Consider the following 13,217-nt stretch of genomic DNA (forward strand, 5'->3'; position numbering starts at 1 on the left):
GCCTGGGGGAGGGTGGCGTCGGGGCGGATGGTGATCGCAGGGGTGGTCATGAGGTCCTCGGCGCGGGTGGAGCCGGCCTTGGCGGTGGCGCCGAGGCGGCGCATCTGCTCGATCATTCCGGGGCGGTGCTCGTGGAACTCCTCTTTGGGCAGGAGGTCCGCTTCGGACACCACGCCGACGACGCGGCCTTCGCCTTCGATGACGGGGAGGGCGGTCACCTTCCACCGCTCGATCGCGGCGGCGATGTCCTTGAAGCCGGTCGACGGGGTGACGGCGATGACCCTGGTGGTCATGACGTCGGCGACGGTGTACGGGGTGGAGATCATGGCGGTCCTCAGCGTGCGTGGGCGAGTGGTGATCCGCTGCCGTGGGGTGCGAACAGGTCGAGGAGCCGGGCGCGGGCGGAGGAGACGATGACCGCCGGTCCGCTGCTCGGGCCGTAGCTCGGGGGAGCGGGCCCGTACGGCGTGGCGGTAGACGCCGAGGGCGGCCAGGGCCACGGGGCTGTCGATGTGGACGGGTACGTGGTGCGGACGGGTGCTGTCGCTGCGGAGGGCGGCGACGACGGCGTGGATGTCGGCGGCGTCGCAGGGCCGCTCGGCCCGGTTGCGGCGGCGCGGGTCCGCGACACCCTGGAAGAGCCCGCAGTCGACGAGCATCCGGGTGTGGTCCCTCTCGACGAGGAACGTGCTGCCGGTGACCGTCCGCACACCGCCGAGGAGGGCAGCAGGGCCGGACGGGCGGAACCACGGGACGGCGGCATGGCAGCAGCCCTTCTTCCGGAACGGATGCCGATCTCAACCATCGCATCCGACTCCGCCCGGCGGAGGGCCCGACCGGTCCCTCGTCGGGCCCGACCGGCCCAAGCGCGGCAGAGAGAAGGAGGGACAGCCTGGCGTTGACACTTCCGTAGAGCAGAGAGGAGGCCGGGCTGTGAAGGGACCGGTCCCCGACGGGCCGGAACGGACCGGCCGGCGGCACGTGCCGGACCACTTGGTCAAAGGCGACGTGCCCGACGTGACCCCCGGCCGGAACCCGGGCAACGAGGCGGCCCTGTTCGCGGGCATCCTCCCGATCCCGACCTCGACCTCGTAGGAGGTAGGCGTCCTCGACGGCACATACACCCCGGCGAGACGGTTCGCCGTGCCACCTCAGGAGCAGTGATCGCCATGACGAGCAGCCCGCGAACCCCACATCGGCCGTCCGGCGGTACGGGCGGACGCACCGACCTCGGCCGCCGCCTGGCGGCCCGCCGCGAGTCCCTCGGCCTGAGCCGTGAGGAGCTGGGCCGTCAGTGCGGAGCGGACGCGAACTACATCGCCTACCTGGAGGAGCACGCGGCCTCGCCGTCCATCGGCACCCTCGTCCGCGTCGCCGACGCCCTCGGCGTCACGGTCGACGACCTGACCGGCGCGAGCGCCGACCGGGTCCCCGGCCGGTCCACCGGCCGGCGCGACACCTCGCTCGCAGCGCTGGAGGAGGCCGAGTGCCGGCGGCTGCTGGGCACGCACGGCGTGGGCCGCATCGCCGTCTTCACCCCCGACGGCCCGGCCGTCCTGCCCGTCAACTACCTGGTCACGGGGACCGGCATCGCCTTCCGTACGCATGCGCACGCCGTTGCCGCCAGAGCGGCGGGAACCGAGACCGCCTTCGAGATCGACCGCATCGACGACGTGACCTCCGAAGGCTGGAGCGTCCTCGCCGTCGGCGAACTCGCGGCCGTCACCGACGCCGGCGAACTGCGGCACCTGAACGCCGAAGGCCGGTCCCACCCGTGGGCCGGCGGCGAGCGCACCCACTGGATGAAGCTCACCCCCGTCCGGCTCACCGGCCGCCGCGTGGTGCACGGCTGATGGGCGCCGTCCGCGCGGTCGTCTTCGACACGGACGGGGTGCTCCTGGCCACGGCGGCCCGCCACGCTGCCGCCTGGAAGAAGCCGGCGGCGTGATCCCGGAACCCGGACGCCATACCGGCGTCGCTTCCCCAAGAAGGTGGCCACGATGCGGCGCACAAGGATCCAGTCCCGGCCGAAGCAGCCCCGCAGACCCGCACCGCTGGACCTGCGCACGCCGTCCGGCCGCACCCTGCCGTACTGAGCCCCCGCCGCGACGCAGGCACCGGAGGAAGCCATGGAAGACACGCGACGCGTCATACCGTTCACCCGGCTCGGCCTCGGCGACGTCGGCCGCGTCGGCGGGAAGAACGCCTCACTGGGCGAGCTGACCGGCCGGCTCGCCTCGGCCGGCGTGACCGTGCCGCCCGGCTTCGCCACGACCGCAGAGGCCTACGGCGAACTGCTCGACGGACACGAGCTGCGCACCCGCATCCAGCAGCAGCTCGACCGGTTCCACGACGGCGTGGCGCTCGAGGACGTGGGAGCGGGAATCCGCTCGCTGATCATGGCCGAGCCGCTGCCCGAGGCGCTGCGGGACGCGATCGCCGCCGCGTACGAGGACCTCGGGCGCGCACTGGAAAGGCCTGATCCGGAGGTGGCCGTACGCAGTAGCGCCACCGCAGAGGACCTCCCGGAGGCCAGCTTCGCCGGCCAGCAGGAGACGTACCTGAACGTGCGCGGCACCGAGGCTCTTCTTGAGGCCGTGCACCGGTGCTACGCCTCCCTCTACACCGACCGGGCCATCGACTACCGCGAGCGGATGGGCTTCGACCATCTGCGGGTCGCGCTGTCCGTCGGTGTCCAGGTGATGGTCCGCTCGGACCTCGCCGGCGCCGGGGTGATCTTCACCCTCGACCCGGAGACCGGATTCCCGGAGGTCGTGGTGGTCAGCGCGGCCTGGGGGCTCGGCGAGACCGTCGTCAGCGGTCAGACCGACCCCGACGAGTACACCGTCTTCAAGCCCGGTCTCAAGGACCCTGCCCTGAACCCCGTCATCGACGTGCGCATCGGGGCCAAGCGCTGCAAGGCCGTCTACGCTGCACGCGGACTGACCGATACCGTCGACACCACCGCCGAGGAGCAGGGCCGACGAGTCCTGACCGACGCCGAGGTGTGCCGGCTCGCCCGGTGGGCCGTCGCCGTCGAGGAGCATTACGGCTGCCCGATGGACCTTGAGTGGGCCAAGGACGGGATCACCGGCGACCTGGCGGTCGTCCAGGCCCGCCCGGAGACCGTACAGTCCCGCCGACGTGCGACCACTCTGCGCCGCTGCCGCCTCACCGGCACGCCCGGCGACGCCCTCACGGAAGGCATCGCAGTCGGCGAGGCCATCGGTGCCGGCCCCGTGTGCAGCCTTGAGACCCCCGTGGACCTGGACCGCTTCCCCGAGGGCGCCGTGCTCGTCACCCCGGTCACCGACCCCGACTGGGAACCGATCATGAAGCGGGCCGCAGCCATCGTCACGGACCACGGGGGCCGCACCTCGCACGCCGCGATCGTCAGCCGGGAACTCGGCGTTCCTGCCGTCGTCGGTACCGGGAACGCCACCGACGTCCTGGGCGAGGGCGCCCCCGTGACCGTCTCGTGCACGGAAGGCAGCCGCGGCAAGGTGTACGCGGGCCTGGTGCCGTACGAGGAGACCGAAACGGACCTCGCCGCGCTGCCCGCCACGCGGACCCGGGTCATGCTCAACCTCGCCGACCCGTCAGCGGCCTTCCGCTGGTGGCGGCTGCCTGCCGACGGGGTGGGCCTGGCCCGACTGGAGTTCATCGTCGCCCACCAGGTCAAGGTCCACCCCATGGCCCTGCTGCACCCAGAGCGCTTGGACTCCGCCGAGCGCTGCGCCGTCGATCAGCTCACCGAGGGACACCTCGACCGCACCCGCTGTTTCACCGACCGCCTGGCGTACGGCATCGCCCGGATCGCCGCCTCCCGGTGGCCCGCCCCGGTCATCGTCCGCACCAGCGACTTCAAGACCAACGAGTACGCCAAGCTGCTCGGCGGCCGGCCCTTCGAGCCGGTGGAGCCGAACCCGATGATCGGGTGGCGGGGCGCCAGCCGCTACTACAGCGACGGCTACCGCGAGGGCTTCTCCCTCGAATGCCGGGCCCTGCGCCGCGTCCGCGACGGGATGGGCCTGACCAACGTCATCGTCATGATCCCCTTCTGCCGCACCCTCGAAGAGGCCGACAAGGTCCTCGCCGTCATGGCCGAGGAGGGACTGCGCCGCGGCGAGAACGGGCTCAAGGTCTACGTGATGGCCGAGATCCCCGCCAATATCGTTCTCGCGGAGGACTTCGCCGAGCGATTCGACGGATTCTCCATCGGCAGTAACGACCTCACCCAGCTCACTCTCGGTGTCGACCGCGACTCCGAAGCCCTCGCCCACGTCTTCGACGAGAACGACCCGGCAGTCACCCGCCTCATCGGCACCCTCGTCCCGCGGGCCCAGGCCGCGGGGCGACCCGTGGGCCTGTGCGGTCAGCGTCCCAGCGACGATCCTGCCTTCGCAGCATTCCTCGTCCACGTCGGGATCGACTCCATATCCGTGGCCCCGGACAGCTTCGCCGCCGTCAAGCAGCACGTGGCGGCGGCCGAGGAGCGCAGGTAGGGGGCCCGACATGACCACCAAGGGAGCCCTGGTCGCGTACGGGACCAAGGACGGCGCCACGGCCGGCATCGCCGAGCAGATCGGCCGGACCCTGCGCGAGGACGGGCTGGAGGCCGTCGTACTGCCCGCAGACGGCCACCGTGGCGCTCGTCTACGCGCCCCCGCTCCGGCACCGCGGCCCCTGAACCCACAACGGAGGAACGCCATGTCACACACCGGCGAGTGGAAGACCCGCGTCTACCTGTTCGAGGAAGACCGCACGACCAAGGTCCGCGTCGAGCTGGACACCGGCACCACGAAGCTCACCGGCCACGGCACCGCGCACTGCAACCCCGCGGACGCGGACGTACCGGAGATCGGTGACGAGCTCGCCGCAGCACGAGCCATGGAAGACCTCAGTGCGCAGCTGAAGCGTCTCGCCCAGGGCGACATGGAGGCCGCCGAAACCCGTCCGTGAGCGGGCAGGCCCTCGGCCACCGGGGCAGACCGGAAGCGTGGGCCGCGGTGACCGTCGTCGCCGGCGAGCCGGGCGACGACGGTCACGGGACGGCTCCTGTCCGTGCGTCCTCAGTCGTGCGCCACGACGGCTACCGGGGAGGTGGCGTGGTGCATCACCGCGTGGGTGAGGGGGCCGATGTGGGTGCCGAGGGCCGAGCGGCGGATGCGCCGACCGACGACGACGAGCGCGGCGCCGGATGCCGCTTCGAGGATCTGTACGGCGGGCTGTCCGATGACGGCGCGTGAGTCGATCACGAGCCGGGGGTACTTCCGTGCCCAAGGGCTCAGCAGTTCCCGGAGCCTGGCTTCCAGCCTGTCGGCGATCTCCTCCTCGACGCCGGGATCGAGGGTGGGAACGTAGGCGAGCATGGGCGGTGGGGACCAGCCGTGGATGACGACGAGGGGGCAGGAGCGCAGGTGGGCTTCCTCGCAGGCGAAGGCGAACAGCCGGTCGCAATTGCTCCGGAGGTCCACTCCGACCACCACCGGCCCGTCGCCGCCCGCCGGCTCTGCCGGGCCGTCCGGGCTCTCGGCTGCCGCGCGTACGAGGACGACGGGCGTCTCGGTCCTGGGGATGGTGTCCGAACCGGTGGATCCGATGAAGAACCCGGCGACCGCGCCGAGCCGGCGTGAGCCGAGGACCAGGAGGTCCGCGTCCGCGGCGGCGGACGCGAGGGCGTCGGCCGTCGCGAGGCCGTCGATCCGGCGGGTGCTGATGGCCAGCGCGGGGTGCTCGCGCGCCAGTCGCTGCCGGGCGCGGGCCAGGAGGCCCTCGGTCCAACTTCGGCGGGATTCGGGCAGGGGTACGGCGAAGGGCGCGGAGAGCGGCCAGTCCTCGACGTGGACGAGGTCCACGTCGGCGCCGCGCAGTTCGGCTTCCTCGGCCGCCCAGTCGGCACAGGCGCGGTCCGCGTCCGATCCGTCCAGGCCTGCCGTGATCCGGTGCGACATGATGGTCCTCCTCGGGTCGGATACACGGCTGCTCTCAGGCTCTGCCGTGTGCGAATGCCGGGTGGGCCCGGTCGGCCCGACCGGGGACTGTCCGCTCCTTCGCTCCTCCTCAGACACGGTCGGCGTCGGCGGCCGGGACACAGGTCAGCCGGTTGTCGACGTCCACGACTCCGTCGACGCTCTGGCAGAGCCGGACGACCACGGGCAGCACTTCGGGCCGGGGCACCGTGCCGCTGAGCGTCACCTGCCCGTCGTCCACGTCGACGGTGATCGAAGAAGGAGCAATGCGCAGGGTACGGGCCAGGACGTCCTCCACGATCTCCTCCTGGATGGCGCGGTCGCGTCGGAGGAACAGCCGGATCAGGTCGCTGCGGCTGAGCACCCCGATCACTCGACCGTCCGTGTCGACGACCGGCAGGCGTTTGACCCCGTGCCGCTGCATCACCCGGGCCGCGCGAACCACACTCCACTCGGGGCGGCCGGTGACGGCCGGGCTCGTCATGAGGTCCTCGGCTGTCGGGGCACTGCCGACAGTGCGCCGACAGAGCAGGTCGGCTTCCGACACGACGCCCACCGGGCGCCCGGTCTCGTCCACGACGGGCATGGCGGTGATGTCGAACTCCTGCAGGAGCCGGGCGATCTCCTTGAACGCCGTGGCGGGGCGGACCGTGACGGCAGTGGGCGTCATCAGGTCTGCGACGCTGCGGTGCCTCATGGCGGTCTCCCCCTCAGGCTGCTGCCGGGACCGTGAAGTCGGCCTTGACGTCCACGACGCCCGGCACGGTGCCGGCGGCGCGGACCACGACGTCTTCCAGCGTGGGATCCGGCAGGGATCCGTACAGGTAGGCGATGCCGCTGGAGACGTGCACGTGGACTTCGGCGGAGCCGTGCGGGATCAGCTGGTACGTGATCAACTCACGGATTTCGGTGCCGATGTCCGCGTCCGGACGCAGGTACACCTTCAGCAGGTCGCCGCGGCTGACGACACCGACCAAGCGGCCGTCGCCGTCGACCACGGGCAGGCGCTTGAGATGGCGCCGCGCCATCAGGCGTGCCGCGGCACGGAGGGTGGCCTCCTTCCTCACCGTCGCGGCCGGGCGGGTCATCAGCTGCCCCGCGGTGGTCGCGCGGTCCGGGTCGGTGTCCTGTTCCCCGAGCAGCAGGTCGGCTTCGGAGACGACACCGGCCACCCGTCCGTCCTCGGACAGAACGGGGAGGGCGCTGACGTTCCACATCCGCATCGTCTCCACGATGTCCTTGAACGCGGTGCTGCGGTCCACGGACATCGCGGCGTGTGTCATGACGTCATCGACCGTGCGCAGGTGTTTCATGGCCTTGCCTCCGTGAAGGAACTCCTGGTGTCCGGGGACTGTCGGGCCCGTCGGGTTCGGACTCCTCGGAACCGGACCTGCGGACCGGTTCAGTCATGGGCGATGACGGCGACGGGTGCCGACGCGTGGTGAAGCACCGCGTGGGCCACCGGGCCCACGTGGGCGCCGAGGGGTGAGCGCCGCAGGCGGCGCCCCACCACGACCAGCCCAGCACCCCGGGAAGCAGCGACGAGGTGCTCCCCTGCGGTTCCCCTGAAAACGCTGTGGGTGACGTCCACGCCCGGAAACTTGTGCCGCCAGGGCAGCAGCATGTCGTCGACCATGTGCGTGACGCTCTGACCGATCTCCCGTTCGTTGTCCGGGTCGAAGAGGGGGACGTAGGAGTAGGCGGGAGGCATCTTCCAGCCGTGTACTGCCCGTAGCGGACAGCCGCGCCGGGCCGCCTCCTCGAAGGCGAAGGCGAGTACCCGGTCACAGGCCTCGTGGATGTCGACACCGACGACGATGCCGGTGCCGGGCCCGTCCGGGTCGTCGGCCATGCGGACGAGGACGACCGGGGTGTCGGTGGCGACCACGGTGGACAGCGCCACCGAGCCGATGAGGAAACCGACCAGACCGCCCAGGCCGCGTGAGCCCAGGACCAGCAGCGCGGCGTCTGCGGCCTCGGCGGCGAGGGCAGCCGCCGGCCGTGCCGTCGGGCAGCGGGTCGTGATCTCCAGGTGCGGATGGCGCCGGTGCAGTTCCTGCGCCGTCTCGGTCAGGGCCTGGTCCGCCCACCGGTCCGCACCCTGTTTGCCCAGGCCGGGAAGTACCGGGTCCAGGGGCCAGTCGACGGCGTGGACGACCCGCAGCGGCACCTGCCGCAAGACGGCTTCCCGCGCGGCCCAGCGCGCCGCCGCCCGGCTCTCCGCGGAGCCGTCGACCCCGACTGTCACGTGGTTCTTCATACTGACGGGCTCCTCCAGACGGGCGGTGGACCGGGCGTCACCACGGCATCGCGTGGCGGCTGTGCCCGGCATGGGTGCTCACCGTGTCGTCGGAGCGGGCCGTGACACGCGAGGCGACGGCCACGACTCCGTCGAGCCGTTCGACGAGGCCGAGCAGTACGGGCAGCTGACTCTGGTGTCGCATCCTGCCGTCCAGGGTGACGATGCCGTCCACGACGTGCACCTCGACCTCGTCGGCCGATACACCCGCGACGTCTCCGAGGACCGCGTCGACGCGTCGGCGCATCTCGGCGTCCGGGCGCAGCAACGCACGCACGCCGGCCGCCGGAAGCCTCACCGGAGCACCGCCGCCCAGCGGATCGGGACGTGCTTCATGGGGCCCTCCTGCTGTGCCGGGTCACGCGAGGCCGATGCCCCGTGTGGCTGTGCCACTCACCCTCCGCCGGAGCGGAGGGGGAATCGAGGGCCGAACGGTCCCGTCCCGGGCCCGGAAGGACCCCGGACCAGGGCGGTACGGGGCCCGCGCCGGACCGATGGGGACCTTTGGGCCCGGCTGCGGTCCCGTGCGGCCCTCTTCCCAAGACACCGCGGATGTCAGCGTGGGTGGTGTCCCCGTCGGTTTCTGGGTTGGGAGTAACAGTGGAAAGCACCATCCGTACCCCGGACACCAGCTCGGTCACCGTCGGTGTGGACGGCTCGGAGCCCGCTCGGCGCGCTGCCCTGTGGGCCGCCGGGGAGGCCGTACGCCGCAGCTGCCCCCTGCACATCGTCTACGGTGCCGACACCGACGGCAGGGCCCTGTACGTGTCGGCGGAGACCATCGAGAAGGTCCGTGCCGCGGGCCGGGAGATCCTGGACGACACGGCGAAGGCCGTGGCTGCCGAGTACCCCGGTCTGCTCGTGACCGCCGAGTTCAGCCGCTCGGATGCCGTCACCACCCTGCACCGGGCCGGCGGCCTGCACGGCACGATCGTCGTGGGCAGCCGCGGCCTGGGCGGCTTCAACTCGCTCATGCTCGGTTCCGTCGGCCTCAAAGCGGCCGCCGGTGCCAGGACCCCGGTCATCGTGGTCCGCGGCATCGACGGGACCGAGGAGCGGGGAACCGTCCTCGCCGCCGTCCGTGACGCGGACGACCTCGTGTGCGCCCGGTACGCCGCTCAGGAGGCCGAGCTGCGCAAGGCGTCCCTGCGACTGCTGCACGTGTGGCCCGTCTTCCAGTCCCCCGGTAATGCGGTGACCTTGCTCGACGAGACCGCCGGGGAACGCGCCGCAGCCCTGGAGGCCGTCACGGACGCGATCCGCGACGAGTTCCCCGACCTGACCGTCGAAAGCGACGCGCAGAAGAGCACATCCGTGGCCGGAGTGCTCGTCGAGGCGTCCCGCCGTGCCGACCTGCTCGTCATGGGCGGCCGCAGGGCCCCCTCCCTGCTCGGACTCGGCCGCAACCTGGGCAGGGCCACGCACAGCGTGCTCCACCACGCAGACTGCCCCGTGCTCCTCATCCCCCGCGAGGGCACCGACTCCGGGAGCCCGTCATGACCGGCCGCCGGGCAGATGCGCGTGACGTCCTCGTGGGCATCGACCCGGTCCGGGAGTGGCACCTTCCCCTGGCCTGGGCCGCCGACGAGGCGTACCGGCGCCGCCTCCCGATGCGCCTGGTGCTCGCCGTGCCACCCCCGCACGACACCCACCACGGCGACGACACCCCGGGGCAGGTCGCCCTGCGGCGAACCGGGGCCGAGAGACTTCAGCAGGCACGTGACTGGGTCCACGCACGCCATCCCGAGCTGGCCGTGGCCGGCGACCTGCGCGGTGGCTTCCCCGCCCCCGTCATCGCCGAGGCGGCCCGGCAGGCCCGCATGGTCGTGCTCGGTTCCCGGCACCTCGGCCGGGTCGCGGAGGTGGTCGGCGCCGGATCGCTCGTGGTCCCGGTGACCGCACAGGCCCCCTGCCCGGTCGTCGTCGTGGGCGACGCCGAGCACACCACCCAGCAGCCGCCGTACATCGTCGCCGGAATCGACGGCAGCGCCGCCTCGGCCACCGTGCTCGGGTTCGCCCTCGACGAGGCCGATCTGCGCGGCGCGGCCGTGCGGGCCGTCTCGGTGTGGCAGCCGCCGGTGTTCCTGCTGCACGACGAGGAAGTCGCCCTGCGGGCTCAGCGAGCCCTGCTGGCCGAGACCACCGCGGGGCTCTCGGAGAAGTATCCCGACGTGCGCCTCACCCACGAGGTACTCGTGGGCCATCCGGTGGAGGAGCTGGCCCGGGCGGCCGAGCACGCTCTGGCCGTCGTCGTGGGCCGTCGCGGCCGAGGCGGCTACACCGGCATGCGCCTCGGATCCGTCGTGCACGGTCTGCTGCACCGTGCGCACTGCCCGGTGATCACCATCCCGACCGAATGAGACAGACATGACCAGCCGCACCACCGACACACCGGCCGCCCGCGCCCAGGAACAACGGGGGCTGACGCAGGCCGAAGCCGAACGCCGGCTGGTCCGCCACGGCCGCAACGAGGTGCCACCACCCCGGCCGACGCCCCTGTACCGCCGCGTGCTCGCACAGCTGCGCGATCCGCTGATCATGGTGCTGCTCGGTGCCGCACTGCTGACGATCGCGATCGGGGACCACCCGGACGCCGTGGTCATCGGCCTGGTGATCGTCGTCAACACCACCGTCGGGGTCGCCCAGGAGGTCAGGGCGGACCGCGCCGTCGCCGCGCTCTCCGCTCTCTCGGCCCCCCACGCCCGGGTGCTGCGCGACGGAGCCGCGCACGAGGTTGCCGCCGCACTCGTGGTGCCCGGGGACACCCTGCTGCTGGGCGAGGGCGACATCGTCGCCGCGGACGCCGACCTGACCGAGGCGTCCGCGCTCCTGATGGACGAATCGATGCTCACCGGTGAATCCGAGGCCGTCGACAAGGCTCCGGGCGGGACGGTGAGCGCCGGCACCGTCGTCGTCCGCGGCCGGGGCTCCGCCACCGCCACGGCCACCGGACCGGCGAGTGCCCTCGGCCGGATCGCCGCCCTGCTCGACGGGGGCCACGAGCCGACCCCGCTCCAGCGCCGGCTCGCTTCCCTCGGGCGCATCCTGGCTGCCGTCACCATCGCCCTGTGCGTGCTGTTCTTCGCCCTGGGCCTGCTGCGCGGTCTCGCGCCGAGCACGATGGCCGTCACCGCCATCAGCCTGGCCGTCGCCGCGGTGCCCGAGTCCCTGCCGGCCGTGGTCACCCTCGCTCTCGCCCTCGGGGCCCGCCGTATGGCGGCCCGGGGCGCGCTCGTCCGCCGCCTGCCCGCCGTCGAGACACTGGGCTCGGTGAGCGTGCTGGCCACGGACAAGACCGGCACCCTCACCGAGGGCCGCATGGTCGTCCAGCAGCTGTGGACGCCCTCCGGCGGCGCCGACGTCTCCGGCAGCGGCTACGAGCCGCAGGGGAAGCTCACTCGGGCAGGGCACTCCTTGACGCCCGAACAGCTCCGCCCGCTGCGGGAGCTGCTCACCACGGCGGCCCTGTGCAACGACGCGAGCCTCAAGCCGCCCGGGCCCGGATCGGACGCCTGGACGGCCGTGGGCGATCCCATGGAGGCAGCACTGCTGACAGCCGCTGCCAAAGCCGGCTGCCCGGACCAGGCCGAGCTGCACCAGGCCTGTCCCCGGATCGCGGAAGCCCCCTTCGACAGCCTCCGCAAGCGCATGACCACGCTGCACCACCTGCCCGACGGAAACGTGCTGGTCTGCCTCAAGGGAGCCCCCGAGGCCGTCCTCACTCCCCGGGTGCTCGCCGAGCCGCCCGAACTGCTGGACCAGGCCCGCGAGCAGGCTGCCGCGCTGGCCGCCCACGGGTTCCGCGTCCTGGCCGTGGCAGGCATCGAGCGGCTCCAGTGGCACCTGCCGGCCGCCGAGGCCGAGCAGGGCCTGCGCCTGCTCGGCCTGATCGCCGTCAGCGACCCGCCGAAGGCCGCTGCCGCCGCGACCCTGACCGCCTGCCGGGAAGCGGGCATCACCCCGGTCCTGATCACCGGCGACCACCCGGCCACAGCACGTGCCATCGCCGAGCGCACCGGCCTCGTCCAGGACGGCGCCGGCGGGGAGGTCCTCACCGGACCCGAGCTGGCAGCCGCCCCGGACACCGACCTGACCGGCGTACGGGTCTTCGCCCGTACCGACCCGCAGCAGAAGCTGGACATCGTCCGCGCCTGGCGGGCCCGCGGCGCCGTCACCGCCATGACCGGCGACGGGGTCAACGACGGCCCCGCCCTCCGCCAGGCCGACATCGGCGTCGCCATGGGCGCCCGCGGTACCGAGGTGGCCCGACAGGCCGCCGACCTCGTCCTCACCGACGATCAGCTCGGCACCGTGGTCAAGGCCGTCGAAGAAGGGCGCCGGGTGTACGACAACATCCGCCGCTTCCTCGTCTACGCCATGGCCGGCGGAGCAGCCGAGATCCTGGTGATGCTGATCGGCCCGCTGCTCGGTCTGCCCCTGCCGCTCCGCGCGGGGCAGATCCTGTGGATCAACCTCCTCACGCACGGCCTGACGGGTGTGGCCATGGGCGCGGAGCCCGTCTCACCGGAGGCCATGCGCCGCCCGCCCCGGCCGCCCGGCCAGCACATCCTCGCCGCCGGAGTGTGGCAGCGCCTCCTCGCCCTGGCCGCGGCCGTGACGGCGGTCAGCCTGATCGCCGGCGTCGCCGCCCGCGCCATCGGCCTGCCCTGGCAGAGCGTGCTCTTCCTGGCCCTGCTCGGCGCCCAGCTGGGTGTGGCCCTGGGCCTGCGGGCCCGCCTGCTGACCCGGGCGAACCTCTTCCTCCCGGCCTCCGTGGCCGGATCCGCCGTGCTGGCGATCGCCGCCCTGCACCTGCCCGTCCTGCAGTCTCTGCTGGACACCGAGCCCGTGGGCTGGACCGGTGTCTGGCTCGCTTCGGCCGCAGCCCTCGCAGCCTTCGTCGCCGCCCGGCTCCTGCGGGGCGCGTTCCGCAGAAAGGCTTGACC

The 13,217-nt window shown here is 72.7% G+C and carries 13 protein-coding genes; 7 read left to right on the plus strand and 6 right to left on the minus strand.

The features are described from left to right. Positions 1-710 (minus strand): CBS domain-containing protein (locus tag HYE82_RS38810; protein ID WP_309144156.1); only part of this gene is annotated, 710 nt, incomplete at its 3' end. Positions 711-933: 223 nt separating this feature from the next. On the opposite strand from HYE82_RS38810, the gene HYE82_RS00930 reads away from it, so the two are divergent. The 4 genes from HYE82_RS00930 (at position 934) to HYE82_RS00950 (ending at position 4,962) form a co-directional block, all read left to right on the plus strand. Then, the gene (locus HYE82_RS00930; protein WP_179171948.1) at positions 934-1,095 is read left to right on the plus strand and encodes a hypothetical protein; all 162 of its coding nucleotides are present in this window, start codon (positions 934-936) and stop codon (positions 1,093-1,095) included. Between the two features lie 74 nt (positions 1,096-1,169). Then, positions 1,170-1,853 carry a pyridoxamine 5'-phosphate oxidase family protein gene (locus HYE82_RS00935; RefSeq protein WP_179171949.1) on the plus strand — a complete coding sequence of 228 codons (684 nt, stop codon included), beginning with the start codon at positions 1,170-1,172 and terminating at the stop codon, positions 1,851-1,853. A gap of 276 nt (positions 1,854-2,129) precedes the next feature. Then, a complete protein-coding gene (ppsA, locus tag HYE82_RS00940) occupies positions 2,130-4,505 on the plus strand; it encodes a phosphoenolpyruvate synthase (protein WP_179171950.1) in 2,376 nt (791 codons plus the stop codon). 205 nt (positions 4,506-4,710) lie between these two features. Beyond that, on the plus strand, positions 4,711-4,962 hold the full coding sequence (locus HYE82_RS00950; protein ID WP_179172005.1) for a DUF1876 domain-containing protein: 252 nt from the start codon (positions 4,711-4,713) through the stop codon (positions 4,960-4,962). 110 nt (positions 4,963-5,072) lie between these two features. On the opposite strand, the gene HYE82_RS00955 is transcribed toward HYE82_RS00950, so the two are convergent. The 5 genes from HYE82_RS00955 to HYE82_RS00975 form a co-directional block, all read right to left on the minus strand. Further along, positions 5,073-5,954, minus strand: coding sequence for a universal stress protein (locus HYE82_RS00955; RefSeq protein WP_179171951.1), 882 nt, complete (start codon positions 5,952-5,954; stop codon positions 5,073-5,075). A gap of 109 nt (positions 5,955-6,063) precedes the next feature. Then, on the minus strand, positions 6,064-6,669 hold the full coding sequence (locus HYE82_RS00960; protein WP_179171952.1) for a CBS domain-containing protein: 606 nt from the start codon (positions 6,667-6,669) through the stop codon (positions 6,064-6,066). 13 nt (positions 6,670-6,682) lie between these two features. Next, complete coding sequence (locus HYE82_RS00965) at positions 6,683-7,285, minus strand: CBS domain-containing protein (RefSeq protein WP_179171953.1); 603 nt, start codon at positions 7,283-7,285, stop codon at positions 6,683-6,685. 89 nt (positions 7,286-7,374) lie between these two features. Next, positions 7,375-8,232 carry a universal stress protein gene (locus HYE82_RS00970; protein ID WP_179171954.1) on the minus strand — a complete coding sequence of 286 codons (858 nt, stop codon included), beginning with the start codon at positions 8,230-8,232 and terminating at the stop codon, positions 7,375-7,377. Positions 8,233-8,269: 37 nt separating this feature from the next. Then, on the minus strand, positions 8,270-8,548 hold the full coding sequence (locus tag HYE82_RS00975; protein ID WP_309144157.1) for a BON domain-containing protein: 279 nt from the start codon (positions 8,546-8,548) through the stop codon (positions 8,270-8,272). A gap of 323 nt (positions 8,549-8,871) precedes the next feature. Here HYE82_RS00975 and HYE82_RS00980 point away from each other — a divergent pair, with 323 nt between their 5' ends. The 3 genes from HYE82_RS00980 to HYE82_RS00990 are packed head-to-tail and all read left to right on the plus strand — an operon-like array spanning position 8,872 to position 13,215. Beyond that, positions 8,872-9,771 carry a universal stress protein gene (locus HYE82_RS00980; protein ID WP_179171955.1) on the plus strand — a complete coding sequence of 300 codons (900 nt, stop codon included), beginning with the start codon at positions 8,872-8,874 and terminating at the stop codon, positions 9,769-9,771. Continuing rightward, complete coding sequence (locus HYE82_RS00985; protein WP_179171956.1) at positions 9,768-10,631, plus strand: universal stress protein; 864 nt, start codon at positions 9,768-9,770, stop codon at positions 10,629-10,631. The genes HYE82_RS00980 and HYE82_RS00985 overlap by 4 nt, the downstream gene beginning before the upstream one ends. A 7-nt stretch (positions 10,632-10,638) precedes the next feature. Further along, positions 10,639-13,215 (plus strand): cation-transporting P-type ATPase, encoded by a 2,577-nt coding sequence (locus HYE82_RS00990; RefSeq protein WP_179171957.1) that lies wholly within the window; start codon positions 10,639-10,641, stop codon positions 13,213-13,215. Positions 13,216-13,217: the final 2 nt, after the last annotated feature.

Source organism: Streptomyces sp. BR123 (assembly GCF_013401435.1).
Taxonomy (GTDB): domain Bacteria; phylum Actinomycetota; class Actinomycetes; order Streptomycetales; family Streptomycetaceae; genus Streptomyces.

Coding starts and splice junctions, on each gene's coding strand:
- HYE82_RS00935 (WP_179171949.1), top strand. CDS start 1,170: ATGACGAGCAGCCCGCGAACCCCACATCGGCCGTCCGGCGGTACGGGC.
- ppsA (WP_179171950.1), top strand. CDS start 2,130: ATGGAAGACACGCGACGCGTCATACCGTTCACCCGGCTCGGCCTCGGC.
- HYE82_RS00950 (WP_179172005.1), top strand. CDS start 4,711: ATGTCACACACCGGCGAGTGGAAGACCCGCGTCTACCTGTTCGAGGAA.
- HYE82_RS00955 (WP_179171951.1), bottom strand. CDS start 5,954: ATGTCGCACCGGATCACGGCAGGCCTGGACGGATCGGACGCGGACCGC.
- HYE82_RS00960 (WP_179171952.1), bottom strand. CDS start 6,669: ATGAGGCACCGCAGCGTCGCAGACCTGATGACGCCCACTGCCGTCACG.
- HYE82_RS00965 (WP_179171953.1), bottom strand. CDS start 7,285: ATGAAACACCTGCGCACGGTCGATGACGTCATGACACACGCCGCGATG.
- HYE82_RS00970 (WP_179171954.1), bottom strand. CDS start 8,232: ATGAAGAACCACGTGACAGTCGGGGTCGACGGCTCCGCGGAGAGCCGG.
- HYE82_RS00985 (WP_179171956.1), top strand. CDS start 9,768: ATGACCGGCCGCCGGGCAGATGCGCGTGACGTCCTCGTGGGCATCGAC.
- HYE82_RS00990 (WP_179171957.1), top strand. CDS start 10,639: ATGACCAGCCGCACCACCGACACACCGGCCGCCCGCGCCCAGGAACAA.